We start from the raw sequence: 26,082 nt of genomic DNA on the forward strand, positions 1-26,082 counted from the left end.
CGCTCGTCCTCGCCCCCGGCACGCATTCCGGCCCCGTCGTGGTCCGCAAGCCGGTGACGCTGCTCGGCGAGCCGGGGGCCGTCATCGACGGGGGAGGGGAGGGGAACGCCGTGACGGTCTTCGCCCCCGACGTGACCGTACGCAACGTCGAGGTCCGCAATTCCGGCATCAGCCTGTCCGAGCAGAACACCGGAATCTTCCTGGGCAAGGAGGCGCACCGCGGCGTGATCGAGGGCAACCGGCTGCGCGACAACCTGATCGGCATCTATGTCTGGGGCGCCCACGACGTGATGGTCCAGCGCAACGACGTCATCGGGCGCACCGACCTGCGCCTGTCCGAACGCGGCAACGGCATCCAGCTGTGGAACGCGCCGGGCACGCAGGTGGTGGACAACCGCGTCCAGGACGGGCGCGACGGCATCTTCACCACGACGTCGAAGAAGAACCTGTTCGCCCGCAACCGGTTCGAGCGGGTGCGCTTCGCCGTCCATTACATGTACACGAACGATTCCGAGGTGTCGGACAACCTGTCGGTCGGCAACCATGTCGGCTACGCGATCATGTATTCCAACAACCTGGTGATCCGGAACAACCGCTCGCAGGGCGACCGGGAGCACGGGCTGCTGCTGAACTACGCCAACAGCGCGCTCATCGAGGGCAACGTGATCGACGGCCATCTGTCGCCCGAACAGGCGGCGCCGGTGGAGGTGGTGGCCGACAAGGACATGCCGGTGGCGACCGACGGCCCGGTGGAGGGCCAGCGCACCGGCACCTGGAAATGCGTCTTCATCTACAACGCCAACAAGAACCGCTTCACCGGAAACCGGTTCGAGGGCTGCGAGATCGGCGTGCACTTCACCGCCGGGTCGGAGCGCAACACGCTGACCGGCAACGCCTTCATCAGCAACCGCACCCAGGTCAAGTATGTCGGGACCCGTCACCTCGACTGGTCGGAGAAGGGGCGCGGCAACTACTGGTCCGACAACGCCGCCTTCGACCTGAACGGCGACGGCGTCGCCGACGAGGCCTACCGCCCCAACGACGTCGTCGATCGCGTGATGTGGGCCTATCCGGCGGCGAAGCTGCTGATGAACAGCCCCGGCGTGCAGGTGATCCGCTGGGCGCAGAAGCAGTTCCCGGCGCTGCACCCCGGCGGCGTGATCGACAGCGCCCCCCTGATGAGCCCGCCGCCGTCTCCGGCGCTGCGCCAAACGGCGGAAAGGAACGACCAATGACCGACACAGCGACCATCCGTGTGGAGGGAGTCTCCAAGCGCTACGGCGACGCCTTCGCCGTGCGCGAGGTGGATCTGGACCTCGCCGCCGGAGAATGCGTGGCCATGGTCGGCCACAACGGCGCCGGCAAGAGCTCGCTGATCAAGCTGATGCTCGGGCTGACCACGCCGACCGCCGGCAGCGTCCGCGTGCTGGGCGGCGACCCGGCGAGTGCCGCCGCCTCGCACATCCGGCGGCAGGTCGGCTTCCTGCCGGAAAGCGTCGCCTTCCACCCCAGCATGACGGGGCGGGAGACGCTGGACTTCTACGCCCGGCTGAAGCGCGTGCCGCGCGACGGCAACGACGCGCTGTTCGAGCGGGTGGGGCTGGAGCCCGCCGCGGTGAAGCGCCGTGTCGGCACCTATTCGAAGGGCATGCGGCAGCGGCTGGCGCTGGCCCAGGCGCTGCTCGGCGGGCCGAAGGTGCTGTTCCTCGACGAGCCGACGACCGGCCTCGACCCGGCGCTCCGCCAGAGCTTCTACGAGATCGTGCGGGACCTGCGCGACGCCGGCACCACCGTCCTGCTGTGCAGCCACGCCCTGACCGAGCTGGAGGGGCAGGCCGACCGCGTCGTGGTGATGAACCGCGGGCGCAAGGTCGCCGACGGCTCGCTCGCCACGCTGCGCGGGCTGGCCCAGCTTCCGGTGCGCATCCGCCTGACCCGGCCGTCCGGAGAGGTCGTGGAGACGGCCTGCGCCAACGACGACAAGGTGGCGACGCTCCGCCGGATCGCCTGCGAAGGCCCTGAGCTTGCCGACATCGAGGTCGTCCAGCCGAGCCTGGACGAGATGTACGCCCACTTCCTGCGCCGGGAGGCTGCGGAATGAACACGCTTCTGACCATCGCCGCCAAGGAGGTGCGCGACGGCCTGCGCAACCGCTGGGTCGTCGCCACCACGCTGCTGATGGCGGCGCTGGCGCTGACGCTGAGCTTCCTCGGGGCCGCCCCGACCGGCACGGTCGGCGTCGGCCGGGTGGAGGTGACCATCGTCAGCCTGTCCAGCCTGACCATCTTCCTGCTGCCGCTGATCGCGCTGCTGCTGTCCTTCGACGCGGTGGTGGGCGAGATCGACCGCGGCACCATGACTCTGCTGCTGTCCTATCCGGTGGCACGCTGGCAGGTGCTGATCGGCAAGTTCCTCGGCCACGCCGCGATCATCGCCTTCGCCACCGTGCTCGGCTACGGCGCCGCCGGGGTGGCGCTGGCGATGAGCGGCAGCGAGATCGGGCCGGAGAGCTGGCGCGCCTTCGCCGCCATGATCGGGTCGAGCGTTCTGCTGGGTGCCGCCTTCACGGCCATGGGCTACCTTGCCTCCACGCTGGTCCGCGACCGTGGCACGGCGGCCGGCATCGCCGTGGCGATCTGGCTGGTTCTGGTCCTGCTCTACGACATGGCGCTGCTGGGGCTGCTGGTGGCCGACGGCGGCAAGACGGTGAACGCCGGCCTGCTGAACGGGCTGCTGCTCGCCAACCCGGCGGACGCCTTCCGCCTCTTCAACCTGACCGGCTTCAAGAGCGTCAGCCAGTTCGCCGGCACCGCCGGGCTGGCCGCGCAGGTGCAGGTGTCGGCCTCCGTCCTGCTGGCCGTGCTGGCCGGCTGGGTCGCCGCACCGCTGGCGCTGGCCGCCGTCCTCTTTTCCAGAAGGCAGATCTGATGAACATCGCCCTGAGAGCCACGCTGCTGGCCGCCTGCCTGCTGCTGCCGCTGTCCGCCTGCCAGCAGCAGACGGCGGAGACCGCCCCGCCGCCGCCCGTCGCCATCACCGCCGACGCGATCGGCCATTACTGCGGCATGAACCTCGCCGACCATCCCGGCCCGAAGGGGCAGATCCTGGTCGGCGGGCGCGACCGCCCGGTCTGGCTGTCCTCCGTCCGCGACACCTTCGCCTTCACAATGCTGCCGGAGGAGGAGAAGGACGTCCGCGCCATCTACGTGACCGACGTCGGCCAGGCCCCTGACCCGCGCAAGCCCGACCTGACCGTCTGGATCGAGGCGCGCAAGGCCTGGTACGTGGTGGGCAGCCGCCAGCGCGGCGGCATGGGCGAGGCCGAGCCCTTCCCCTTCGGCGACGAGGCCGCCGCCCGCCGCTTCGCCGCCGACAACGGCGGCGCGATCAAGCGCTTCGCCGAGGTGACCGAGGACGAGATCCTGCATCCCACGCTTCCCTCCGAGCAGACCGCGGCCGACGACGGCATGGAGCATGGCGGCGGCCACGGCGCCGGACACGGAGGCACGCCATGACCACCCGCCGCCGCTTTCTCGGCATCGCCGCGGTGGCCGCCGGGCTGGCGCTTCTGCCGGGCGGCCTCCGCGCGGCGGGCGTGCCGGTGCGGACGTGGCGCGGCGTCGCGCTGGGCGCGGATTCGATGATCCAGCTGGCGCACCCGGACCCCGCCGAGGCCGACCGGCTGATCGCCCTGTGCCTGGAGGAGGTCGCGCGGCTGGAGCGGGTCTTCAGCCTCTACCGGACGGATTCGGCGCTCGCCCGCCTGAACCGCGACGGCGTTCTCGACGCGCCGCCCGCCGATCTGGTCCGGCTGCTGTCCGAGGCCGCGGCCGTCAGCCGCCGCACCAACGGCGCCTTCGACCCGACGGTGCAGCCGCTGTGGCAGCTCTACGCCGGCCATTTCGCCCGCCCCGGCGCCGACCCCGCCGGCCCGCCGGAGGCCGTCCTCCGCGCCGCCCGGGAATTGGTGGATCATCGCAAGCTCCGCATCGAACCGGGCCGCGTCGCCTTCGCCGGGCGCGGCATGGCGGTGACGCTGAACGGCATCGCCCAGGGCTACGTCACCGACCGCGTGTCCGAACGGCTGCGGGCGGAGGGCATGACCGACGTGCTGGTCGATCTGGGCGAAATCCGCGCGCTCGGGCATCACCCTTCGGGCCGCCCCTGGTCGGTCGGCCTCGCCGATCCGCTGGTGGAGGGCCGCAACGCCGGCACGCTGGAGATCGCGGAGCGGGCGGTGGCGACGTCGGGCGGCTACGGCACGCCCTTCGATCCCGCCGGGCGCTTCACCCACCTGTTCGACCCGGCGACGGGCGGCTGCGCGCGGGAGTGGCTGGCGGTCACCGTGCTCGCCCCCGACGCCACCACCGCCGACGCCCTGTCCACCGCCCTGTCGGTTGCGCCGGAAGCGCGGGCCGCCGTCCTGCTCGACCGTTTTCCGGGCACCGCCGCCCGCCTCACCCGCCGCGACGGCAGCGTCCTCGCGCTGCGCGCCTGACCGTCCTTCACCCGGGAGACCATCGTCATGGGAAGTTTCAGCCTGATGCATTGGGCCATCGTCCTGCTGCTCGTCCTGTTGCTGTTCGGGGCGGGCAAGCTGCCCAAGGTCATGGGCGACCTCGCCAAGGGCGTGAAGTCCTTCAAGGCCGGCCTGAAGGACGATGACGCACCGGTTCTCGTCGAGGCGACGCGCAAGCCCGCCTCCGACGCCTGACCGCGACAGCAGAGCCGGGACGATGAGACAGGGCGCCCTGACGCTGATGCGCGGCTTCCCGCTGTTCGAGGGAGTCGGCGACGAGACCTTGGAAGCGCTGACCTACGGGGCGCTTCTCCAATGGTTCCCGCGCGAGACGCGGCTGTTCGCGGAGGGCGAGATCCCCGATTTCCTGCACATCCTCGTCGAAGGCACGGCGATGCTGGCCGGCTGCGACGAGGCGGGGCAGGAGACGGTGATCGACATCGTGCGCCCCGGCGATTGCTTCGTGCCGGCGGCGGTGCTGGCCGACGCGCCTTACCTGATGTCGGCGCGGACGCTGGAACCGTCGCGGATTCTGATGCTGGCCGCTCCCGTCCTGCGCGCGCAGGTGGCCCGCGACCACGCGCTGGCGCTGCGGCTGATGAGCACGCTGGTCGGGCAATGCCGCGGTCTGGTGCGCGAGGTCAAGAATCTGAAGCTGCGCACGACGACCCAGCGGCTTGCCGCCTTCATCCTGTCGCAGGTCGATCCGTCGCCTGAGGACGAGGCGGAGGACGGCGCAACGGTCGAATTGCCGGTCAGCAAGCGTGTGCTGGCCAGCCGCCTCGGCATGACGCCGGAACAGTTGTCGCGCACCTTCACCAAACTGACCCCGCACCAGTTGCACGTCACCGGCAACACCGTCCGGGTGCGGTCGGTCGAGCAACTTCGGCGGCACTGCAACGTCGGTCCGCTGAACGGTCATCACCCGTGATCGGAAGCGGACGGGGCGGGGCCTGACGGTGCCGTTCCGTCCCTTCTTCCTGCTGACGGCGTTGGACGCGCTGCTGGCGGTGGGGCTGTGGCTGCCGGTCCTGCTGGGGTGGGATGTGTCCGGCGTGATCGCCGACCCGGCGGGGTGGCACGGGCGGGCGCTGCTGTTCGGCACGCTGCCGGCGATGATGGCGGGATTCCTGCGCACCGCCCTGCCGCGCTGGACCGGGCAACCGCTGGTCGGCGCGCGCCTCTGGCCGCTCCTCGTGCCGCCCTGGCTGGCGGGACGGGCGCTGTCGCCCTGGGTGGCCACCGCGCACGCGCCGTTCCTCGCTGCGCTGGCCCTGCTCGTGACCGCACAGGTCGTCGCCGCGCGGGACCGGCGCAACGCCATCGTCGCGGCCCTGGTCGGTGCGCTGGCCGGGGCGGCGCTGTGCGACGCCGTCCCGGCCGCCTTGGCGCTGTCGCTCGGGCTGGTCATGCTGCTGGGCGGGCGCATCGCGCCGAGCCTGACCGCCACCCATCTGGGCCTCTCCAGCAAGGCGGCGCTGTTCACCGGGCGTCCCTGGTTCGAGCACGCCGCCGCCCTGGCCGCGGCCTGCGCATTGGCCGGTTGGCTGGCCGCGCCAAATTCGGGAACGACGGCCGCCGCAAGCCTTCTCGCCGCGCTGATGCAGACGGCCCGGCTGCTGCAATGGCGGGGCTGGCGGACGCTCGACCGGTCCTCGGTCCTCGCCGTGCACGCCGCCTACGCCTGCGTCCCGCTGGGTTTCGCCGCCGTGGCGGCGTCGCCCGGCATGGCGGTGCATTTCTGGACGGTCGGGGCGCTCGGGCTGATGGGCTTCGCGGTGATGGCGAGCATGATCCGCAAGCACGCCGGCAACGCCTTCGGACGGTCGGCGGTGGTGACGGGCTGCTACGCGCTGACCGCGCTCGCCGTCGTCCTGCGGGCGGTGGCCGCGGCGGCGGGAGAGGATGGCCCGCTGTGGCTGCTGGCCGCAGCCGGCGCCTGGAGCGCGGCGGTGGTCCTGTTCCTGGTCGCCTTCGGCCGTCTTCTCGTCCGCGGCCGCCCAAACTGCTCCACCGTCAACCAGAACTGACCGTCGCTCATCACAAAGTCCCTTTCCAGGGCTTTGAATCGCAACGATTCCCTTCGGGGAAGGCTCCTTATGGGGTCGGACCCTGGCTGTCTTGTCGGACCCGCTGCGAGGCGACAAGCGACGCTGAACTGATGTGGTGGGCGGTCCTTCCACCACATCAGCTGACACCATTGTCCTGTGGAGTGCTTCACACGGCGATGATCGCGTCGATTTCGACCTGGGCGCCTTTCGGAAGGGCCGAAACCTCGTAGCAGGCACGGGCCGGCTTATGCGTTGAAAATACTTTCGCATACTCATCGTTCAGGGCGGCGAAGGTGGACAGGTCGGTGACCAGAATGGTGAGTTTCAGGGATTTGGCGATGTCCGTGCCGGCGGCCTCGGCAATCGCGGCGATGTTGGCAAGGCATTGGGCCATCTGTTCGACGGGGTCTTCCGACACAAAAGCCCCGGTCGCCGGAACGATGGGAAGCTGGCCCGAAACAAACAGCAGATCGCCGTGGCGCATGGCTTGACAATAGGGGCCGATGGCGGCCGGGGCGTCGTCGGTATGAATGGGGGTCACGGTCTGTCTCCTTATGGCTCGTTATGGCTCGTTATGGCTCGGGGGCGGGGACGTAGGATCAGCCATCGCCGCGGCGAATCAGGGATTCGGCGAAGGCGACGAGCTGGTCGACGTCCGCCTCGGTGTTGAAGTAGTGCGGGGCCGCGCGAACCAGCGTGGGCAGATGGCGGCGTTCGGCGTCCAGGCGGGTGCTTTCCGGCGACGAGGTGCTGATGGCGATGCCACGGGCTGCAGCCCTGGAGACGATGTTCTGCGGGTCCACGGCATCGGAACTGAAGCTGACGATGGCGCTGGGGCACGCGCCCAGGTCGTGAGTCCGGAAGCTGGGCACGCTTGCCAAGCCATCTCGAAGCCGCTGTGCAAGCCGGCGGCAGCGGCGCCAGATGCGGTCGATGCCGATTCCCATCGCATAATCGGCGGCCTCGCCCATGCCGAGCCGCGCCATGTGGTTGCTTTCCCAGCTTTCGTAGCGCCGGGCGTCGTCGCGCAGTTCATAGCGGTTGCGCTCCACCCACCGGGCGCCGATGTGATCGATGAAGGGGGGCTCGCACCGATCCAGCATCGCGCGGCGGACATACAGGAAGCCCGCGCCGCGCGGTCCCCGCAGGAACTTGCGCGACGTCGCGGCCAGAAAGTCACAGCCGAGCGTCTGGACGTCGATCGGCATCTGACCGACCGCCTGGCAGGCATCCAGAAGATAGGGAATGCCGTGCGCGCGGGCGATCCGGCCGACGGCGGCCGCCGGATTGTTCAATCCGCCATTGGTTGGCACCCACGTCAGCGAAATCAGGCGAACCTTCGGATCGATCATCCGCTCAAGCGCCGTCAGATCGACGACGCCCTGCTCGTCCGACGGACACACGCGGATATCGACTCCCCGGCGCCGCTGCATCTGGAGCAGGGTCACATAATTGGCGCCGTACTCCGCCTCGGCGGTGATGATCACATCGCCGGGGGCGAAGTCGAGGGAATGGAAAGCCAGCTGCCACGCGACCGTGGCGTTCTCGACGAGAGCGATCTCGGAGGGTGCTGCGTTGATCAACAGGGCAATCGCCCCATAAACACGTTCCAGTCGCTCCTCGGACGCCGCGAAGGCACCGTATCCGCCCAGCCGGGCTTCCAGATCCAGGTAGTCGTGCATCCGCTCGACCACGGGGCGTGGCATCAGCGACGCGCCGCAACTCAAGAGGAAGGTTTGTCCGGCGAGCCCCGGCGTCTCGGCGCGGAGCGCGTCCAGTTCCTCGTCTAGGATGTCGGCAGGCAAAGGGGATGCGCCGGCCGGACGCGGATCGTTTCCGGTCATATTGTTCATTGGATTGCTTTGTAACGGCCGCCGGGGAAAGGCGCCGCCTTCCCCCGGTGGTCTTGAACATGTGCCGCACCCGCCCGTGGGCGGTCTAAAGCGAACGAAAGTTGGCTTTAGTCTCATGGCGCCTCATTCGCCGGCGGGCTCCGGTCGCATGTGCGACCGGGACCGCCGGCGCGGTCCAAAGCGGATCGCAATCCGCTTTAGCGAACCTCGGCCCAGATGTGCTCCCGGACCACGGCGTCCTTCAGGGTGACGCCATAACCCGGTCCGTCCGGAATCTGCAGGGCGCCGTTCTTCAGGCGGGTCTCGAAGGGCTCCGTCGCCACTTCGATCCAGCCGGGAATGCGGGCCCAGTAGGGGAAGTGTTCCTGCACGTAGAAGTTCGGGATCACCGCGCTGAGATGGGTGGCGATGCTGGCCGCAACGGAACTGCCGCAGACATGGGGCTGCACCTTGACGCCGTAGGCATCGGCCATGGCGGCGATCTTATGGGTTTCGGCGAACCCGCCGGTGTTGCCGATGTCCGGCTGCAGGATGCCGACGGCCCGACGCTCCAGCAGATCGCGGAAGCCGTACCGCAGATATTGCCGCTCGCCGGTGGCGATCGGAATGCTCGTCTTGGCGGCCACCTGTTCCAGCGCACCCAGGTCCCCCGGATCGCTGATTTCCTCGATGAAGGCGATATCCAGGTCTTCCAGGCCATGGACGAAGCGGATGGTGTCGCCCACCGAGAAACCACCGGCCAGATCGAGCATGAGCGAGACGTCGGCGCCCACGGCGCGCCGGACCTGCGCGACGATATCCAAAGCGGTGTTCACCGCGTCGCGGTCATCCGCGTAGCGGTTGACGGTGTGCCGAAGGGTCCCGTTGGGCTGGATGCGCGCCAAAGGGTACATTTTCAGGGCCTTGTGCCCGTCCTTCACGGCCGCCTCCGCTTGGCGCAGCAGATCGGCAACGGAGGTCGCGCCGAAGTACCAGCCATTGGCGTAGTAGGCGAGCGTGTCGCGCATCCGTCCGCCGAACAGCTCGTGGACCGGAACGTTCAGCGCCCGTGCCCGAATGTCCCACAGAGCCTGCTCGATGGCACTGAGGCCGGCTCCGGCAATGCCCCCCGGATTCTTCAGCCAGAAGGACTGGTCGTACATCTCGCCGACCAGGCTGTTGATGCGGGTCGGATCGGCGCCGATCACGAACCGCGCGCACAGATCCTGGATCATGCCCGCGGCGCCGGTCCGGCCGCAGCCATAAGCCGTGGCGACCTCGCCGAGGCCGGATATTCCTTCATCGGTATCGAGCTTGACGATGACGGGTTTGAGGCCCTCGCCGTTGATGACGTAGATCGTGGCTTTGGTGATCTTCATGATGACGCTGTCCGGTGAATGGGATGGGATAAAGGCTCAGGCGCCGAGTTCATCGCGCAGGGACCGGTGGAGCGCGGAAGCCTCCTCCAGCCATCCGAGGCGCATGGCGGCGACCGAGGAGCGCAGCAGCCGGGTGTAGGGATGACGGGGAGCCCCGAGGACCTGCGCCGTGGGGCCTTGTTCGACGACTTCGCCGTTGCGCAGGACCATGATCTTGTCCGACATCGCCGCCACGGCGGAAAGGTCATGGCTGATGAACAGGATGCCGATGTTCAGCTCGCGCTTGAGTTCGTTGATCAGGTCGAGCACCGATGCCGCGACGATGTTGTCGAGCGCCGAGGTGATTTCGTCGCAGATCAGCACGTCCGGCCGGGCGGCGAGAGAGCGGGCCAGATTGACCCGCTGCTTTTCACCGCCGGACATCTGGCTCGGCTTGCGGTCGACGTAGTCGGCGGGCAGATGGACCTGTTCCAGAAGTTCGCGGATCCGCTCGGCGCGGCGCTCCTTGGAGCGTTCTCCGAAGAACGTCAGCACCTGTCCGAGGATGCGGCCCACCGTGTGGTGGCGGTTCAGGGACGTGTCGGCCGACTGGAAGGTGATCTGGACGGCCCGGCGCACGGGGAGGGGACGCTTGAGCACGTCCCGTTCAATCAGCCGTCCGTTGACCAGGACGTCGCCGTGGCTGGGTTGGACCAGGCCGGCGATGGCACGGGCCATGGTGCTCTTGCCCGACCCGGACTCGCCGACCACCGCCATCATCTCGCCACCGTTCAGGGTCAGCGACGCACCGCTGAGCGCCTTCACCGCGAAACCGCCGGTGCCGTAGCACACGGCCAGATCGCGAACCTCGAGAAGCGGCGGCCGGTCGGTCCGGTCGGGCGGGGACACCGCTGCCGCGGTGGCGGCGGTGACGGGGGCCGCCGTGGTCCCGGATTCGGCATCGAAACCGCGGTGCATCTCCAGGAGCCGCCGCGTGTACGGGTGTTCGGGACGATGGAGGATTTGCTCGACCGTGCCGCGCTCGACCACCTCGCCGTTGCGCATCACCAGGATGTGGGTAGCGACCTGGACCACCTGGGCGATGTCGTGGCCGACCAGGATGGCGGCGGTCCCGCTGGCGCGGATCCCCGTGTCCAGGGCCTTCAACACCTCCACCTGAGTGGTGGCGTCAAGGGCGCTGGTCGGTTCGTCACAGACCAGGATTTCGGGCATTTCATGCAGGCCCATGGCGATCATGAACCGCTGCAGTTGCCCGCCGGAAACCTCATGGGGGAATCGGTTGTAAAAGGCTTCGCCGGTGGGCAGGTCAAGAGTCCGATAGACCTCCCGCGCGCGGGCGTGGGCCGCGTCGGGGGACATGGTGTGATGGATGCGGCTGCTTTCCGTGACCTGACGGTCCAACCGGATGCGCGGGTTGAAGGAGACCGCGGCGCTCTGGGCGATGTAGGCCAGCTTGCGGCCACGCAGGCGCGCCAGTGCCCGCCGGCTCATCCGCAGCAGATCCTCGCCTCGGAAGAGCACCTGCCCGGAGACGTGGCGGACGCCCGGCCGCATGTGCCCCAGGGCGGTCAGCGCCAGGGTCGTTTTCCCGGACCCGGATGCCCCGATGAGCGCCAGGATCTGGCCTTTTTCCAGCGTCAGCGAGACGTCCCGCAGAATCGGTTTCCCGCTGTCTGCGGAGAGGTTGAGGTTCTGGATATGGAGAAGCGTCATACCCCGCCTCCCTTCTTTTCACGTTCCTGCAGGCCGTCGACGAACAGGTTCAGCAGGACGGAGACGACCGCGATGGAGAGAGCCGGATAGATCGGTGCCCAGGAACCGATTTGCAGGCCGTCCAGATTTTCGCGGACCAGTCCGCCCCAGTCCGCCATCGGCGGCTGCACGCCAAGACCAAGGAAGCTCAGGCCGCTCATGAAGAGGATGGCGAAGCTCAGGCGCAGGGCGAAATCCGCGGTCAAGGGCATGACCACATGCGGCAGCATCTCGCCGAACAGAAGCCACCGATTGCCCTCGCCGCGGGCACGGGCCACGGTGATGAAGTCCTGTGCGATCAGATCCTGCCCAAGCGCACGGGCGATCCGGAACACGCCGGCGGCATAGACCACGGCGGTCAGAACCACGATGGCGACGAGGGACGGGCCGGTCACGGCGAGCACGACGAGACCCGCAATGATCTTGGGAACGGACAGAACCACGTCGACGATCCGGCTGACGACCGCATCGAACCATCCGCCGCGCAACGCCGCCAGCAGACCCAGCGTGTCGCCGATCAGGTGGGCGAGGATGGTGCTGAGCAAGGCCATGCCAAGGGTGACGCGGCCCGAACTGAGCAGCCGCGCCAGCAGATCGCGGCCGAGGAAGTCGGTGCCCAACCAGTACTCGCCGGACGGCGGAACGAAGCCGTCGCTGCTCAGAAAGGCGTCGGGGTCGTGCAGCGGCAGCAACGGCGCCGCCAGAACGACGAAGGCGACCAGCAGCAGGAGGGCGACGACAACCGACAGCAGCGTCGGCCGGAACAGGCTTTTGAACAGGGTGGATGTCTGGTGCGGCATCATGAGGAAGCCCCCGGTTCCTTGCGGCTGTCGAACAGCTTGGCGACGATGTCGGCGACCATGATCAGGCCGATGTAGGAGGCCGAGAAAATCATCGCGCAGGCCTGGACCACCGGCAGGTCGCGCGCCTGAACCGAATCCGCCATGAGCCGGGCGAGGCCGGGGAAGGCGAAGATGGTTTCGACGATCACCACGCCACTGATGAGGTAGGCGACATTCATCGCGATGATGTTGATCAGCGGGCCGACGGCGTTGCGCAAGGCGTGGACCATGATCACGCGGACCGATCCGGCGCCTTTCAGCCGGGCCGTCTCGACATAAGGCTGTGTCAGGATGTTGCCGACCACCGCGCGGGTCATCCGGGCGAGCTGCGCGGTGACGATGATGGTCATGGTGGCCAACGGCAACAGCATGGATTTGAAGAGGGTCAGGACCCCCGAGCCGGGCGTCACGTAGGAAATCGCCGGCAGCCAGCGCAGATGGATCGAGAAGACGAGCACGCCCAGCGTGGCGACCAGGAATTCCGGCGTCGCGCACAGGCCGACGATGACGATGGTTCCGACCCGGTCCAGACGGGTGCCCTTGTGGACAGCCAGGACCATGCCGATCAGCAAGGCCAGGGGAACCGAGACCAACGTGGTCAGTCCGGCCAGCGTCAACGTGTTGGACAGGCGTTCGGACAACATCACGCTGACGGGTTGGCGGGAGGTCATCGAAACGCCCCAGTCGCCATGACATATGCCCCACAACCAAGCCAGATAGCGAACCGGTGCGGGCTGATCCAATCCCAGTTCGGCCCGCAACGCCGCCACGTTCTCGGGGCTGGCCGACTGTCCAAGCATGATTTGCGCGACATCGCCGGGCAACATCTCGCAGCCGACGAAAATGAGCAGGGAGATGACCAGCAGCAGGACGATGCCTGCTGCCAGCCGCTTGACGATGAATCTGATCACGGCGAGACCCAGCGCTTACGAAAGCCAGACCTGATCGGAGAACCGGAAGCCGGAGAAGTTTCCGATCTGGTTGGGCGTAAGCCCCTGGATGCGGCTTGAGACACCGTCGAGATAGCTCAGGAAGACCGGCATCGTCACCGCACCGCAGTTGTGCAGGATCTCCTGGATCTCATGGTACATGGCGATGCGCTTGTCCACATCCAGGGTGGCCCGGACACCGTCGATGAGGGAGTCCAGGCGCGGGTTGCCGTAGTGGGAGAAGTTCCACTGCGAGCCGCTCTTCCAGGTCACGTTGAGCAGCAGATGCGGCGTCGGACGGGGGAAGAAGTTGGTTGCGAAGAAGCGGCGCTTGCCGGCGACGGCGGTCCAGTAGCTCTCCGACGGCTCGCGGCGCAAGGTCAGGTTGAGGCCCGCCTGGGCGGCGGAGCGCTGCAGAAGCTGGGCGATTTCGACGCTGTAGACCACGCCGTCGCTGACCGAGAGTTCGAGCGGGGTCCGCCCGATTCCCGATTTCTTCAGGTAATGCTTGGCTTTGTCGAGGTCCAGTCCGCGCTGTGGCAGGTTGGCGTTGTAATAGGGGCTCATCTTGCCGACCGGATGGTCGTTGGCGACGGAGCCGTGGCCCTTGAGCACGGTTTCGACGATCTTCGGGCGGTCGAACATGTTGGCGATGGCCAACCCGAGGTTCGGGTCGACGTTGGTGGCGGCGTCGAACTGATAGCCGGCGTAGCGGGTGCTCGGCGTCTCGAAGATCTTCGTGGACGGGTTCGCCGCGACCTGATCGATGCCCGCGCCTTTCAGGTCCGCGGCCATGTCGATGTCGCCGGACAGCAAGGCGCTGACCCGCGCGTTGGCGTCGGTGATCGAGATCATCTCGATCTCGTCCAGATAAGGCTGGCCGTCCTTCCAGAAATTGGTGTTGCGAGTCAGCACGGTGCGAATGCCGGGCTGAAACTCCGCCATGACGAAGGGACCCGTGCCGACCGGCTTGGAAAAGTCCTCCGTGCCGTCCTTCACCACGCAGAACTGCAGCAGGCCGAGCAGAACGGGCAACTCGACGTCCGCCTCAGCCAGGCGGACCAGAATGGTGTCGTCACCTTCCGTGGTCACCGCGGCGATGTTGGCCACCAGGGGCTTCGCCGACGAGGCCTTGGCTTCGTTCTTGTGGCGCATGATGGAGAACGCGATGTCCTGAAGCGACAGGGGCTGGCCATCGCTGAATTCCACGCCTTTGCGGATCTTGAAGCGCCATTCGGTGGCCGACGGGTTGGCTTCCCAGGACAGGGCCAGTTCCGGTTGCGCCTGGCCCGAGCCATCGACGCGGGTCAGCGTGTTGAAGACGGCGGACCCGCGGATGTAGTCGTTGGCGTTGGTGAAACGCGCGCTGTCGAAGGTATCGTTGGTGCTCTGCTGGGCAAGGGCCAGCCGGACGCGGCCACCCTTCTTCGGCGCCATCGCGGAGGGGCTGTTCGTTGTCCCGGCCGCCTGGGCGATGACGGGAATCCCCCCGAGCACGGCTGTCCCCATGGCGGTTCCGAACAAGGTGTGGAAATCACGCCGGCTGATTTTTGAAAAATTCATTCTCTGCTCTCCCTGTTACTTCCTCCGTGTATGGAGCACGGCGACAAGCGTGGGAAGCGGGTTCGCAACAGACTGATAATAAATGATTTGTTTGCTTTGGCGGGGTGCTGTATACCGGCGGCATGGGGGTAATCATAACCAAGGCGCATGATATGAAGAGGATTTTGCCGCCGACGAACCTCTTTCTGGCTTTTGAGGCGGCTGCGCGGCACCGGAATTTTTCGCGCGCTGCGGAAGAATTGGGAATTAGCCAGCCTGCTGTCAGCCGGGCTGTGGCGTCCCTGGAAGAGGCCATCGGTGTGAAGCTGTTCTTGCGGTCAGGGCCGCGCGTGCGTCTGACCACGCGCGGCGCCGAGCTGAGCGGGTTGATGTCCAGCAGCTTCGACGCCATCGAAAAACTGATTGCGTCGTGGAAGGACAAGGAGAGCGGGCGGAAGCCGGTGCTCTTGTCCATCTCTTCATCGATGGCCGCGCATTGGCTGATTCCGCGGCTGTTCGACTTCCGGCTGGCGTTCCCCGACGTGGACCTCCGCTTCGAGCTGATCGCCGGAGGTGTCGGGCAGAGTCCGGTTCGGGCCGATCTGGGCTTGCGCCGCTTTCCAGAAACGGCCAAGGCTCCTCCAGAGAGCCACTTCCTGGATGAGATCATCCAGCCGGTGGCCGCGTTGGACTACATAAAGCGCATGGGGACGCTCGACCAGCCGCGGCGCAACCGGACGCACACCTTGATCACCCTCAGCGATCACTGGTGCGACTGGGATACGTTCGCCCGCCTCGCTGGCATGGAATTGCCTCCGAACCACAAGACGATGGTTTTCTCCGATTATTCGGTGGCACTTCAGTCGGCCTTGAACGGGCAAGGGATCGTCCTGGGATGGCTGTCGGTGACGTCCCGATTGCTTCGCTACCGCTCACTTCTGGCGGCGTCGGACAAAGGTCTCAACACGCGCGCGACATTCAACTTCATACTTGGCGATCAAACGCCGGTGGGTGGTGTTGCGGGAGATGTGCGTGAGTGGTTGTGCGCAGAGGTCGGGAAGGACGTGGCGAAGATCGGCAAAGGGGGACGGCTGCACTCCTTCGAGTGCCATGTTCTGGTGCGCTGACGCAGACATAGGCATCCCAGCACCGGCTCATCGGCGTCTCCCTTTGCGCAGGGCGTCGATCTCGGTTCGCGGCGTGGACGGAAATCCGGTCTCTTCCCCGGCCGGCGCGACGGCCCACCGGATCGCCTCCTCCAGACGCTTCACCGCTTCCCGGCTTTCGGGGAGTTCCTGCCCGTAGGCCTGGAACTCGTGCGTCATATGCTCCCAGACGTCCAGCCGCACCGGCGCGTCCTGGGTCCGGGCGGTCCGGGCGAAGTCGCGGATCATGTCGACCAGGATCTCCTTGCCGCCGGCCTGGAGGTAGAGCGGCGCCAGTCCCCGCAGGTCCTGGTCGATGGGGGAGAGTTCCGCGTCGCCGAAGCCGCCCCCGCCCTTGAGCCAGGCCGCGAATTGCAGCGTCATGTAGCCTTGCACGAGGTCGTAGCGGTCGTTGCCGAACTGGCTGGCGCCGCGCTGCCCGACATCGGTCCACGGGCTGAGGCCGATGCCGATCGCCGGCTGCGGCAGTCCCGCCTTCCGCAGTTCGATCAGTGTCATCAGCATGAGATGGCCACCCGCGGAATCCCCGCAGACGACGAGGCGGGACGGGTCGACGCCTTGCGCGAGCAGGAAGCGGTAGGCGGTCAGCGCGTCCTCGATCTGCGCGGGGTGGGGATGCTCGGGCGTCAGGCGGTAGTCCGGGGCGAAGATGGGGAGCCCCAGCGTGTCGGCCAGCATGGCGATGAGCTGCCGCGTCACGGCGGCGTAGAACGTGTACCCGCCGCCATGGAAGTGGAGCAGGGTGGCCTCGCCCTTGCGGGTGCGCGGGATGAACCAGTCGCCGCGCGGTTCGCCGGGGAGGGAGGGCCGGATGTCGACCTCGGGGGAACTGCCCAGGACGGTAACCAGGCTGTCGAAATAGGCGCGGGCTTCGGCGATGTCCCTGAGCGCGAAGGCATGGTCGAACTGAGCGCGCCAGAACAGATTGCCGATCTCGAACAGAGCGCCCCACTGCGGAACCAACGGCCTGCCGACGGCGCGACGGGCCAGCACGCTGGCCGAGATGAGGGAGATGGTGGCGAGGCTGCGGGCTCTGTGACGCAAGCGCCCCTGGAATTTGGTCTTGGCCATGCTCGGCTCCGATGATTAGATGGCCAGATTGTCCCGGAGCCCGCCCGGCCGTATAGAACGGAAGCGACACCCGCGATGCCGTCCGCCGCCTCCGCCCGCCTGCTGCCGCCGCGCCCGGCCCTCGCCGCCTGCGTGTTCGTCGGCGTGGAGCGCGACACGCGCGGGGTGGCGCTGTCGGACGAGCAGCGGTTCAACCATTACCCGGCCACTCCGATGTCGATGATCTCGTGGATCTTCGACGGCGCGCTCCACATGGTGGAGGAGCGCAGGGCCGATGGGCGCCCGATCCTCGGCCCGCCGTTGCCGCGGCTGGTTCTGTCCGGGCCGCAGCGCCATCCCGTGGCGAGCTGGTCGCCGGGACCGGTCCACGCCCTGTCGGTCGCCTTCTATCCCGACGCCTTGGGCCGGCTCAGTGGAATCGACACCGCCTCCCTTGTCGATCGGATCCTGCCGCTGGAGGAGCTGGTCTCCGGCCCGCTGCTGGCCGCCTGCCAAGCCCTCCTCACGTCCGAGGGGGGAACGGCGGCGTTCCATCGCCTGGAGGACCGGCTCGAGCTGCTGTGGTCGGGCCCGCGCCCATGCAAAACCGGACGGACCCCGCTGATGAGGGACTGGCTGCGCTCGCTGGCGCTGAAGGCGACGCTGTCGAGGACGGGCCGGGGGGTGCGGCAAGTCCAGCGCCGCATCAAGGGATGGACCGGCCTGAGCCACCGGGACTTGCAGCTCTTCGCCCGGGTCGAGGAGGTGGCCGTCCGCGCGGCGCAGGATCGGGAGGGTGGCGAGCTCGACCTGGCGGGGCTCGCCGGTGAACTGGGTTTCGCCGACCAGTCGCACATGGGACGGGAGGTCCGCCGCCTCACCGGACTGTCCCCGGGACGGTTGAATGGACTCATGGCCACCCACGAGGCGTTCTGGTTCTATCGATTGCTTGACGAGAGCTTCGGATGACGGCGGGGCCGCCGACCGGTGATGACCAGACCGTTTCGCCGCCACACCACCCTGTTCAGCTGAAAGCAGCATACCGCTCCGCGCCGGCTGGGATGCCTCGGCTGCAAACATGGTCTCAGGCTCGCTCATCCTGGGAGCGTTTTGCAAACCTCGCCGTACAATGCCTTGGGTTCCCCGTCGGATAGCCAGGCCTCCGGCTTCGGCAGCCCATCCTCGCCAAAGGTCGTGTCGGCGGTGACCGGCGCACGGCGACGCTTGGCGCAGTCGACGATGTGCCGGCTCTTGATCGTTTCCGCGTTGGGCTCCACCAACAGGATGGACACCATCGCCAGATCGGGGTGATCGGGACGACGCATGGTTTCCCGCCCATCCAAGACCATCAGACCACCGGTGCGGGGCCGGATGAGCGTCCAGGGCTCCAGCACGCTGCTGTAGGGAACCGCCGCGATGACGCTCAACCCTTCGGGCAGGGACGAGGCGACGCGGTCGGCCCAACTGTGGCGAAGCCATGCGGTGGCGGCCACGATGCCGATGGCCGCCACGATCGGAATCACGGCCTTGGGCAGCCGCACGCGGAGCAGCCGCGACAGGATCAGCACCACGCCGCTCAGGGCGAAGGCCGCGCAGACGACGATGATGATTTCAAAAAGCATGAATCCACCCGAAGCAACCAATGATCTGCAAGGAAAGCCCGCCGCTAGAAGCGTCCCAGTTGATAGGTCGACGCCATCGCGGTCTGCATTGTCTTGACCACGAAGAAAGCGCTTTTCAAATGGCCTTTTTCGAAACCTGACAACTCTGTGGGAGAGAGGAAATTGTCCGTCGCCTTGCCCTCGCGCGCCATCCGCGCTTGATGACGCAGACGCGTGATGCCAATGAACTCCAACGCACCGACCAAGTCCGCGGCGGTCTTCTGGTTGAGCGTCCGTGCCGCTGCCGCCGCCTGCAACCGCTCGGCGGTGTTGACGGCCGGGCTTCCGGCGGCCAGGGCGTAGAGCCGCGCGATGTCGACGATCGGTACCACGCCATTGTGCTTCAGGTCGAGTGTCCGGTCGTGTTCGCCGCCATGGATCAGCACGAGGTTGCGGAAGAATCCGATGGGCGGGTGCCGCGAAACCGCGTTTCCCGCCATGTAAGTCTGGAAGATCCGGTTGGACCTGGTCTTTTCCAGGACAAAATCGTGCAGTTCATTCAACAATCCCGGATCACCGTGAACGTGCCGCAGGTCAAAGAAGACGCAGGACAGCATCAGCGCCTTGGGTTCCGGCTCTTCGATCCAACGGCGGAAGCAGCTCTTCCAGACCGACAGCGGTTTGCGCCACTGCGGGTTCATCGCCATCATCCCGCCCGGGCAATAGACGTAGCCGCAAGCGTTCAACCCATGGCAGACGGCGTCGGCGAGCGCCTTGAAGTAGGAGCCGTGTTCCTGTTCGTCGTAGCTGTCGTGCAGGAGCAGGCAATTGTCCTGGTCGGACAGCGCCGTCTGCTCCCGGCGGGCCTGCGACCCGGCGGCCAGCCAGGCATAGGGGACCGGGGGCGGGCCGAGGCTTTCCTCCACAAGGCCGAGCAGGCGGACTGTGACGGCGTCGGTCAACGCCGACACGATGTGTCCGATGCTGTGCGCCGTGGCGCCGGACTCCGTCAACTGGTGGACCAGATCCGGCAGGCGCTGCATGGCCTCCTGCACCCGCTGGGGCGATTCGGCGTTGTGGATGTTCTGGGCCATGAAGACGGGCGAGGCCGTGTGACTCTCCACCACCGACGTCGCGGTCAGACAGCCCGCCACGGCACCGTCCCGCATCACCGGCACATGGTGGATGTTGTGGCGCGACATCAGCATCAGCGCATCGAGCGCGTAATCCGTCACCGGCATGCGCAGCGGATCACGGGTCATCACCCGGTCCACCGGCGCGTCGATGGACAGCCCTTCGGCGACGACGCGGTTCCGCAGGTCACGATCGGTAAGGATGCCGACCAGCGCGCCACCATTGGTGATCAACACGCAGGACACCCGCTCGGTGCGCATGATCAGCGCCGCATCACGGATCGGGGTGTCCGTCGGAACCGTGACCGGATCGCGGGTCAACAGGGCCCCGACGCGCTTGTTGAAAAGATCGGAGCCCCGCGCGCTCGGGGTCCCATCCACAACGTCTTGAAAACGGCCGCCCGCGAACGCGGCGAAGTGATAGGCGAAGGGAAGGTGGTTGCGGCGCAGCCGGTCGAACATCTCCGACGGCATCAGCAGAAGCCGCGTGTCTTCGATGGTCTCGGTGCGGTTGACGGCGATGCCGCCCCGCAGGATCGCGCGCACGCCGAAGCATTCGCCCTCGCCCAGCCGGGCGAGCAAATCGCCGTCCGGGCTGCGGGTTTCCACGGCGCCGAAACAGACGATGTAAAGGGTGTTCGCCGGCTCACCCGGCGTCATGACGACCGTGCCGCGCGGCACGTCGTGGACGGCCAGGTCGCCGCTGACCTCGGCCAGGGCGTCGGGCGGCAACAGGTCGAACGGATGGTGCCGCCCCAGGAAGTCGTGGAAGTTGCTCGGTTCGGCGTTCACGGCGGGGCTCCGCAGCGCTGGCGGGAGAAAAGGGGAGAGCGGACCCCGCGCGTGCCGCGGGGTCCGCTCTCCTCACTTGGTCATCTGATCCAGCCGTGTCAGTGGCTGTGAGCGCTTCCGGCGCCGGCCGGCAACCGGATGGTCTCGATCAGTTCCTGCACGTCGCGCGGCGGGGCCGCCGTCATCTTGCTGACGGCGAAGGCCACCAGGAAGTTCAGAAGCATGCCCACCGAGCCGATGCCCTCCGGAGAGATGCCGAGCATCCAGTTGGCCGGAACGTCGGCGGCGAGCGGCGCGATGAAGATGCCCTTGAAGTACAGGATGTAGCCCATCGTGAAGATGAGGCCGGTCAGCATGCCGGCGATCGCGCCCTCGCGGGTGACCGTCCGCGAGAAGATGCCCATCAGGATCGCCGGGAACAGCGATGCCGCGGCCAGACCGAAGGCGAACGCCACCACCTGGGCCACGAAGGCCGGTGGATTCCAGCCGAGGTAGCCGGCGATCAGGATGGCGACCGCCGCGGCCAACCGGCCCGCCGTCAATTCCTGTTTCTCCGTGATGTTCGGGGTGAGCGCCCCCTTCATCAGATCGTGCGAGATCGAGGACGAGATGACGAGCAGCAGCCCCGCGGCCGTGGAGAGCGCCGCGGCGATGCCGCCCGCGGCCACGAGCGCGATCACCCAGTTCGGCAGGTTGGCGATCTCCGGGTTGGCGAGCACCATGATGTCGTTGTTGACGGTCAGCTCGTTGCCCTTCCAGCCCCAAGCCGACGCCTTTTCGACGAACTGCGGATTCTTGTCGTTGTAATACTGGATGCGGCCGTCGCCGTTCTTGTCCTGGAACGCCAGCAGGCCGGTCTTCTCCCAGCGCTTGAACCACTCTGGGCGCTGTTCGTACTCGAGGTTCGCGGTGGCGACGCCGACGTCGCCGTTCTGGATCGTGGTGGTCAGGTTGTAGCGGGCCATGGCGCCGACCGCCGGAGCCACGGTGTAGAGGAGCGCGATGAAGACCAGAGCCCAGCCGGTCGACGAGCGGGCGTCGCGCACCTTCGGCACGGTGAAGAAACGCACGATCACGTGCGGCAGGCCGGCGGTGCCCGCCATCAGCACCAACGTGATGCAGAAAATGTCTATGGTCGTCTTGTTGCCGTCGGTATAAGCCGCGAAGCCCAGGTCGGTCACCAGGGTGTTCAGCCGGTCGAGCATGTACCCGCCCGAGGTCAACTCCGAGCCCATCGCGACCTGCGGCACCGGGTTGCCGGTGAGGTTGAAGGCGATGAAGACCGCCGGCACCGTGTAGGCGGAGATCAGAACGACGTACTGGGCCACCTGGGTGTAGGTGATCCCCTTCATGCCGCCCAGCACCGCGTAGACGAACACGATGCCCATGCCGACGATCAGGCCGGTTTCGACGCTCACTTCCATGAAGCGCGAGAACACGATGCCGACGCCGCGCATCTGGCCGGCGACGTAGGTGAAGGAGATGAAGATCAGGCAGACCACCGCCACCAGTCGGGCGGCCTTGGAATAGTAACGGTCGCCGATGAACTCCGGCACGGTGAACTTGCCGTACTTGCGCAGGTACGGAGCCAGCAGCATGGCGAGCAGCACGTAGCCGCCGGTCCAGCCCATCAGGTAGACCGAGCCGCCATAGCCCAGGAAGGCGATCAGGCCGGCCATGGAGATGAAGGAGGCGGCGCTCATCCAGTCGGCGGCCGTGGCCATGCCGTTGACGACCGGATGCACGCCCTTGCCGGCTACATAGAAGTCGCCCGTGCTGCGCGCCGTGGTGTAGAGGGCGATCCCGAAGTACAGCGCGAAGCTGGCACCGACGACGAGGTAGGTGAGTGTCTTGAGGTCCATTCCCGTTGCCCCTTCGCTCAGTCTTCGTGAACGCCGTGTTGACGGTCGATGACGTTCATTCGCATCGCATAGAAGAAAATCAGGGCGACGAAGACATAGATTGAGCCCTGCTGCGCGAACCAGAAGCCAAGCTTGAAGCCGCCGAGATTGATGGCGTTCAGTTGATCGACGAGAAGAATGCCGAATCCATAGGAAACAACAAACCATATCACCAGGCAGAGCATGATGAGGCGCAGCGATGCCTGCCAGTAGCTGTTGCGTTGTGTCGCCCGCGCTGAATCTGCACTGTTCGCTGTCATGAGTACGATTCCCCTATATTTTGATATTTTATGGCGCATGGCCATTCGCGAGGGGGCTGGGAGCGGCATTCCACGGCGGGCACTCGCGTGACCTGCTTCCTTGTCGTCATATCGCCTTTTTGTGAGGCGGTCTAGTAAAACGTAAACAACGTCAAACAAATAAGCGCCATTCAGAAGATTTATGATAACTAATCTGAGGGCAATACAGTCTGCATTGCGGAAGTAAAAAACACTTCCGCACATCTTTCGAAATATAAAACGTCTCTCGCAGGCGTTATTATCCCTCTATATGAATAGGAAAACTTCCATATGTTTCCTTTCATTTTCAGTTTAAGCTTGTCGTAAATGCAAAAACAAATAGCATTATCATTTGTGCTTTCCGATACAGTAAAGGAATTTATTGACTAAACAATTACGTTGACTCACTGCAACGGAAGAAATACAATGATTTTTGTCACGTAGCGTTGTCAAAATATCGTTACGCAAAACGCCAAGCACGCTGAAGAGTCTATTCTCGCCTATAACGAAATTGTACGTGAGAAATAGTCTATGAAGCCTTGTTCGGCTGGATTATGCTTCCCGATATTGCTGACGGGCGCGATGTGGCGTTTTTCTTTCTAGTGCGCCAGACTTGATCGGCACCTTGGCTTCGGCTGAGGTGCCGATTTTTCGTGTGACGATGTTGCGTTGTGCGCCGTATTTCGACGCGACGGGGGTGATGGTTGGTGGTGGCTTGGAGACGAGACAGGGAAAGGCGCGGAATCGTCCGCCAAAGAGGCGCACCTGTTGCTTCAGCCTCGTTGGGCCGAGCCTTCGGCTAGGCCGCGGAAACCGCTGTTACGTGGCGAAAGAGAGATGTGTCGGAGGACGCCAGCAGGGCGTCGTGCCCCCATGGGGACAGTCGCCGTGCTCGAAGAACAGCACGACGGAATCGGCGAAGATCAGTCGTGGCGATGCCACGAGAGGAACGGCCTCGTCGCCGATTTGTTCGGGGTCCCCGTTGCTGATCTCCAGAATGATGCTGCTGCTGTCCTGCAGGGTGTCGTCGACCTTGGCGACCGCCGAATCCTCCGCATGCGCGGATGTGACATCGTACTGCACATTCATTGGGATGGGCAGTATCTCGGCGTGCGCGCCCTGCGCCGGCATCAGCAATGGCACCAACGACAGCAGCAGGGCTATCGCGATGGCCTTGGCTCCGATCAGCAGGTGGGTTGCCACACACATCATGCCTTAATTTGTGCGTTGGACCCGCAAACAAATCAAGTCCTATCTGCAAGCCAAACGGGTGCGCAGAGCAGCGCTCCCGGACATGGATCCCCCGTTGCTGGGGACGGAACATGTCAATTGCATCGGGTCGCCGGACGCAGAAAGTTGCGCACCCCGTCGTGGGTCCGGCAGAAAAGATGGGCGCTGTCTGGGAGTTGGAATTCGGGGACTGTCAGGAATTTTGTGCGCGGGCGGGCACCCACTGCGAGGCATGCTCGCCTTCGTGCTCGAACACCATCCGAACCGCAAGTTCGCGGACTTCAGGAGCGTGTTTGGGTGATGCTTGCTTCGTCATGTTGACTCCAGTCTCTCAGGAAACGGAGCCTCCGAGAAACCCGGAGCGGTTCAGTATGCTCGGGCGCCTCAACGATTTTCGGCGCATTGCCACACGCTACGACCGTTCCACCATCAATTTCATGGCAGCAATCCTCATCGTGGCAACCGTAGCCTACGGGCTATGGGTCCGGACCCTAAGCTACCGCTTGGATTCCTGGCGGAAGATATGGAAATGCGGAAAAAAGCCCACCGGCGGAGGGCCGATGGGCTTGGGAAGGGGGCAGAAAAACGGGAGGGTACTCGTCCAGCGGGACGCAATCGATCAACGATCGTGCGGTCATCCTAGCCGCTGCGTACCCTCCCATCCTTGACGGCGGTCAAGCCGCCAAGGACATGTGCTGATTTCGTCAGCTGTTTTTTTTCAGATAGGCGATCAAGTCCTTGCGGGCCTGCTCGTTCTTCACCCCGGAGAAGGCCATCTTGTTGCCGGGGACGGCGCTCTTCGGGTCCGCCAGATAGGCGTCGAGCGTCGCCTCGTCCCAGGCCGGAGCGTTCTTCATGGCGTCGGAGTATTTGTAGGTCTCGACGGAGCCGGCCTTGCGACCGACGACGCCGTGCAGGTTGGGGCCGACGCGGTTCGGGCCGCCGGCCTCGATGGTGTGGCAGGCCTTGCACTGGTTGAACACCTTTGCACCGGCATCGGCGTCCTGCGCGGCGGCAAGGCCGGGGGCCGACGCGACCAGCGCGAAGGCGAGCAGGGCAAACATGCGCTTCATAAGCGTTTCCTCGTTCAACGGACTCAAAAGTTTCAACGGACTCAAAGGTCAGCCGGGCCGCGCGAAAGCGACGGTCCGACGGACGTCGGATGGCGGCCGCCTCAGGCGGCCGGGGCGTCGGCGTAGGCCGCGCCCGCCATGTTGTGGAAGAAGCCGTTCTCCAGCGGGACGGCGGTCATGCCGCGCAGCTCCGCCATCACCTCCTGTCCGCTGCGCGCGCCGTCCAGGACGGCGCGGAAGGCCGTGGCGACGGCGACCATGTCGAGGTCCTGCGGCGACAGGCGGAAGCGCCGGATGCCCATCGCCCGCAGCCGGTCGATCTCCGCCGCCAGCGCCAGATAGCCATGCGACAGCGTCTGCGTGCCGTTGACCGACAGGAAGGGCTGGCCGTCGACGGTGCTGACCGGCATGCCATCCGGATCGTTGGCGCAGACGAACTGGCAGCCGTCCTTGTGCAGTGCGTGGGCCCGCGCGTGGTAGCAGCGGGCGGAGATGGCGAGCGGCGCCCGCCCGAACACCTGCACCTCCATGGACAGGCCGAGCGCCGCCCCCGTCTTCGCCATCACGGCGACCGAGGCGGCGGGAAGCTCCGCCGGCAGCGACACGGCGACGGCGCCGCGCCCGGCCAGCCAGGCCAGGGTCGCTTCGTTGTAGCTGTTGATGAAGGGGCCGACGGCGTGGCGGCGTCCATCCAGCAAGGCCAGCGCGCCCATGTCGTTGGCCTCGATCGGCAGCAGGTCGCTCTCCAGGAGGTCGCGCATCGCCGCACGCTCGCGGTCGCTGCCGACCAGGATCGGGCTGGCGAGCCAGACCTCCTTCCCGGCGGCGGCCAGACGGGCGATCACCTCGTCCATGACCGGGGCGAGGAAGGGCGCGCGCTTGGAGCAGACGATCTCGCCGACGACGACGGCGTCGACCGGCGCCTCGTCGGCGATGCGGGCGTAGAAATCGCGCCAGCGCTCCGCCGGCCAGTTGAACAGGACGGGGCCAAGGGTCAGGGTGGGTTTCATGA

25 protein-coding genes and 1 pseudogene are annotated in these 26,082 nt (G+C 66.3%); 11 read left to right on the forward strand and 15 right to left on the reverse strand.

Annotation, left to right across the window (positions count from 1 at the left end):
- The 8 genes from DXK32_RS02700 to DXK32_RS02735 form a co-directional block, all read left to right on the forward strand.
- Positions 1-1,235, forward strand: a 1,235-nt coding sequence (locus DXK32_RS02700; RefSeq protein WP_114857112.1) for a nitrous oxide reductase family maturation protein NosD, incomplete at its 5' end; no start/stop codon positions are given.
- Entirely contained in the window at positions 1,232-2,101 is an 870-nt protein-coding gene (locus DXK32_RS02705; protein ID WP_114857113.1) for an ABC transporter ATP-binding protein, read from the forward strand. The genes DXK32_RS02700 and DXK32_RS02705, both read left to right, overlap by 4 nt.
- Positions 2,098-2,928, forward strand: a complete 831-nt coding sequence (locus tag DXK32_RS02710) for an ABC transporter permease (RefSeq protein ID WP_114857114.1) — start codon at positions 2,098-2,100, stop codon at positions 2,926-2,928. Before DXK32_RS02705 ends, DXK32_RS02710 begins: the two co-directional genes overlap by 4 nt.
- The gene (locus tag DXK32_RS02715; protein ID WP_114857115.1) at positions 2,928-3,515 is read left to right on the forward strand and encodes a nitrous oxide reductase accessory protein NosL; all 588 of its coding nucleotides are present in this window, start codon (positions 2,928-2,930) and stop codon (positions 3,513-3,515) included. Before DXK32_RS02710 ends, DXK32_RS02715 begins: the two co-directional genes overlap by 1 nt.
- Positions 3,512-4,498, forward strand: coding sequence for an FAD:protein FMN transferase (locus DXK32_RS02720; protein WP_114857116.1), 987 nt, complete (start codon positions 3,512-3,514; stop codon positions 4,496-4,498). The genes DXK32_RS02715 and DXK32_RS02720 overlap by 4 nt, the downstream gene beginning before the upstream one ends.
- Before the next feature lie 27 nt (positions 4,499-4,525).
- A complete protein-coding gene (locus DXK32_RS02725; protein ID WP_114857117.1) occupies positions 4,526-4,714 on the forward strand; it encodes a twin-arginine translocase TatA/TatE family subunit in 189 nt (62 codons plus the stop codon).
- A gap of 22 nt (positions 4,715-4,736) precedes the next feature.
- Entirely contained in the window at positions 4,737-5,450 is a 714-nt protein-coding gene (locus tag DXK32_RS02730) for a cyclic nucleotide-binding domain-containing protein (protein ID WP_114857118.1), read from the forward strand.
- Between the two features lie 28 nt (positions 5,451-5,478).
- A complete protein-coding gene (locus DXK32_RS02735) occupies positions 5,479-6,549 on the forward strand; it encodes an NnrS family protein (protein WP_114857119.1) in 1,071 nt (356 codons plus the stop codon).
- 187 nt (positions 6,550-6,736) lie between these two features.
- Here the strand turns inward: DXK32_RS02735 and DXK32_RS02740 are convergent, their stop codons facing one another.
- The 7 genes from DXK32_RS02740 to DXK32_RS02770 form a co-directional block, all read right to left on the reverse strand.
- Positions 6,737-7,111 (reverse strand): Rid family detoxifying hydrolase, encoded by a 375-nt coding sequence (locus tag DXK32_RS02740; RefSeq protein ID WP_114857120.1) that lies wholly within the window; start codon positions 7,109-7,111, stop codon positions 6,737-6,739.
- A 58-nt stretch (positions 7,112-7,169) separates the two neighbouring features.
- The gene (locus DXK32_RS02745; RefSeq protein WP_247876941.1) at positions 7,170-8,423 is read right to left on the reverse strand and encodes an aminotransferase class V-fold PLP-dependent enzyme; all 1,254 of its coding nucleotides are present in this window, start codon (positions 8,421-8,423) and stop codon (positions 7,170-7,172) included.
- Positions 8,424-8,620: 197 nt separating this feature from the next.
- On the reverse strand, positions 8,621-9,781 hold the full coding sequence (locus DXK32_RS02750; RefSeq protein WP_114857122.1) for a mandelate racemase/muconate lactonizing enzyme family protein: 1,161 nt from the start codon (positions 9,779-9,781) through the stop codon (positions 8,621-8,623).
- A gap of 36 nt (positions 9,782-9,817) precedes the next feature.
- Positions 9,818-11,494, reverse strand: a complete 1,677-nt coding sequence (locus DXK32_RS02755) for an ABC transporter ATP-binding protein (protein ID WP_114857123.1) — start codon at positions 11,492-11,494, stop codon at positions 9,818-9,820.
- Entirely contained in the window at positions 11,491-12,336 is an 846-nt protein-coding gene (locus tag DXK32_RS02760) for an ABC transporter permease (protein ID WP_114857124.1), read from the reverse strand. The genes DXK32_RS02755 and DXK32_RS02760 overlap by 4 nt, the downstream gene beginning before the upstream one ends.
- Positions 12,333-13,286: an ABC transporter permease gene (locus DXK32_RS02765; RefSeq protein ID WP_205215630.1), complete on the reverse strand. Its 954-nt coding sequence runs from the start codon at positions 13,284-13,286 to the stop codon at positions 12,333-12,335. Before DXK32_RS02765 ends, DXK32_RS02760 begins: the two co-directional genes overlap by 4 nt.
- Before the next feature lie 15 nt (positions 13,287-13,301).
- Positions 13,302-14,813, reverse strand: a complete 1,512-nt coding sequence (locus DXK32_RS02770) for an ABC transporter substrate-binding protein (protein ID WP_162801042.1) — start codon at positions 14,811-14,813, stop codon at positions 13,302-13,304.
- Between the two features lie 206 nt (positions 14,814-15,019).
- Here DXK32_RS02770 and DXK32_RS02775 point away from each other — a divergent pair, with 206 nt between their 5' ends.
- Positions 15,020-15,973: a LysR family transcriptional regulator gene (locus tag DXK32_RS02775; protein WP_162801043.1), complete on the forward strand. Its 954-nt coding sequence runs from the start codon at positions 15,020-15,022 to the stop codon at positions 15,971-15,973.
- A 27-nt stretch (positions 15,974-16,000) separates the two neighbouring features.
- Here DXK32_RS02775 and DXK32_RS02780 read toward each other — a convergent pair whose 3' ends face one another.
- Positions 16,001-17,083: an alpha/beta hydrolase gene (locus tag DXK32_RS02780; protein WP_114857128.1), complete on the reverse strand. Its 1,083-nt coding sequence runs from the start codon at positions 17,081-17,083 to the stop codon at positions 16,001-16,003.
- Between the two features lie 75 nt (positions 17,084-17,158).
- Here DXK32_RS02780 and DXK32_RS02785 point away from each other — a divergent pair, with 75 nt between their 5' ends.
- Positions 17,159-18,031, forward strand: coding sequence for an AraC family transcriptional regulator (locus DXK32_RS02785; protein WP_114857129.1), 873 nt, complete (start codon positions 17,159-17,161; stop codon positions 18,029-18,031).
- Between the two features lie 125 nt (positions 18,032-18,156).
- Here the strand turns inward: DXK32_RS02785 and DXK32_RS02790 are convergent, their stop codons facing one another.
- From DXK32_RS02790 to DXK32_RS02810, 5 genes are all read right to left on the reverse strand, one after another.
- Positions 18,157-18,684, reverse strand: a complete 528-nt coding sequence (locus DXK32_RS02790) for a hypothetical protein (protein WP_114857130.1) — start codon at positions 18,682-18,684, stop codon at positions 18,157-18,159.
- Between the two features lie 44 nt (positions 18,685-18,728).
- Positions 18,729-20,588 (reverse strand): DUF294 nucleotidyltransferase-like domain-containing protein, encoded by a 1,860-nt coding sequence (locus tag DXK32_RS02795; protein ID WP_114857131.1) that lies wholly within the window; start codon positions 20,586-20,588, stop codon positions 18,729-18,731.
- Between the two features lie 98 nt (positions 20,589-20,686).
- The gene (locus DXK32_RS02800) at positions 20,687-22,450 is read right to left on the reverse strand and encodes a sodium:solute symporter family protein (protein ID WP_114857132.1); all 1,764 of its coding nucleotides are present in this window, start codon (positions 22,448-22,450) and stop codon (positions 20,687-20,689) included.
- A 17-nt stretch (positions 22,451-22,467) separates the two neighbouring features.
- Complete coding sequence (locus DXK32_RS02805; protein ID WP_114857133.1) at positions 22,468-22,749, reverse strand: DUF4212 domain-containing protein; 282 nt, start codon at positions 22,747-22,749, stop codon at positions 22,468-22,470.
- 837 nt (positions 22,750-23,586) lie between these two features.
- Positions 23,587-23,970 (reverse strand): hypothetical protein, encoded by a 384-nt coding sequence (locus DXK32_RS02810; RefSeq protein ID WP_162801044.1) that lies wholly within the window; start codon positions 23,968-23,970, stop codon positions 23,587-23,589.
- 398 nt (positions 23,971-24,368) lie between these two features.
- Here DXK32_RS02810 and DXK32_RS02815 point away from each other — a divergent pair.
- Positions 24,369-24,476, forward strand: a pseudogene (locus tag DXK32_RS02815) (IS5/IS1182 family transposase); the annotation flags it as partial.
- A gap of 225 nt (positions 24,477-24,701) precedes the next feature.
- Here DXK32_RS02815 and DXK32_RS02820 read toward each other — a convergent pair.
- Both DXK32_RS02820 and ubiV read right to left on the reverse strand, forming a co-directional pair.
- Positions 24,702-25,070, reverse strand: a complete 369-nt coding sequence (locus DXK32_RS02820; RefSeq protein WP_114857135.1) for a c-type cytochrome — start codon at positions 25,068-25,070, stop codon at positions 24,702-24,704.
- A gap of 101 nt (positions 25,071-25,171) precedes the next feature.
- Entirely contained in the window at positions 25,172-26,080 is a 909-nt protein-coding gene (gene ubiV, locus DXK32_RS02825; RefSeq protein WP_114857136.1) for a ubiquinone anaerobic biosynthesis protein UbiV, read from the reverse strand.
- Positions 26,081-26,082 lie beyond the last annotated feature (2 nt).

The sequence above is a fragment of the Azospirillum brasilense genome (genome assembly GCF_003349955.1).
Classification (GTDB): domain Bacteria; phylum Pseudomonadota; class Alphaproteobacteria; order Azospirillales; family Azospirillaceae; genus Azospirillum; species Azospirillum brasilense_B.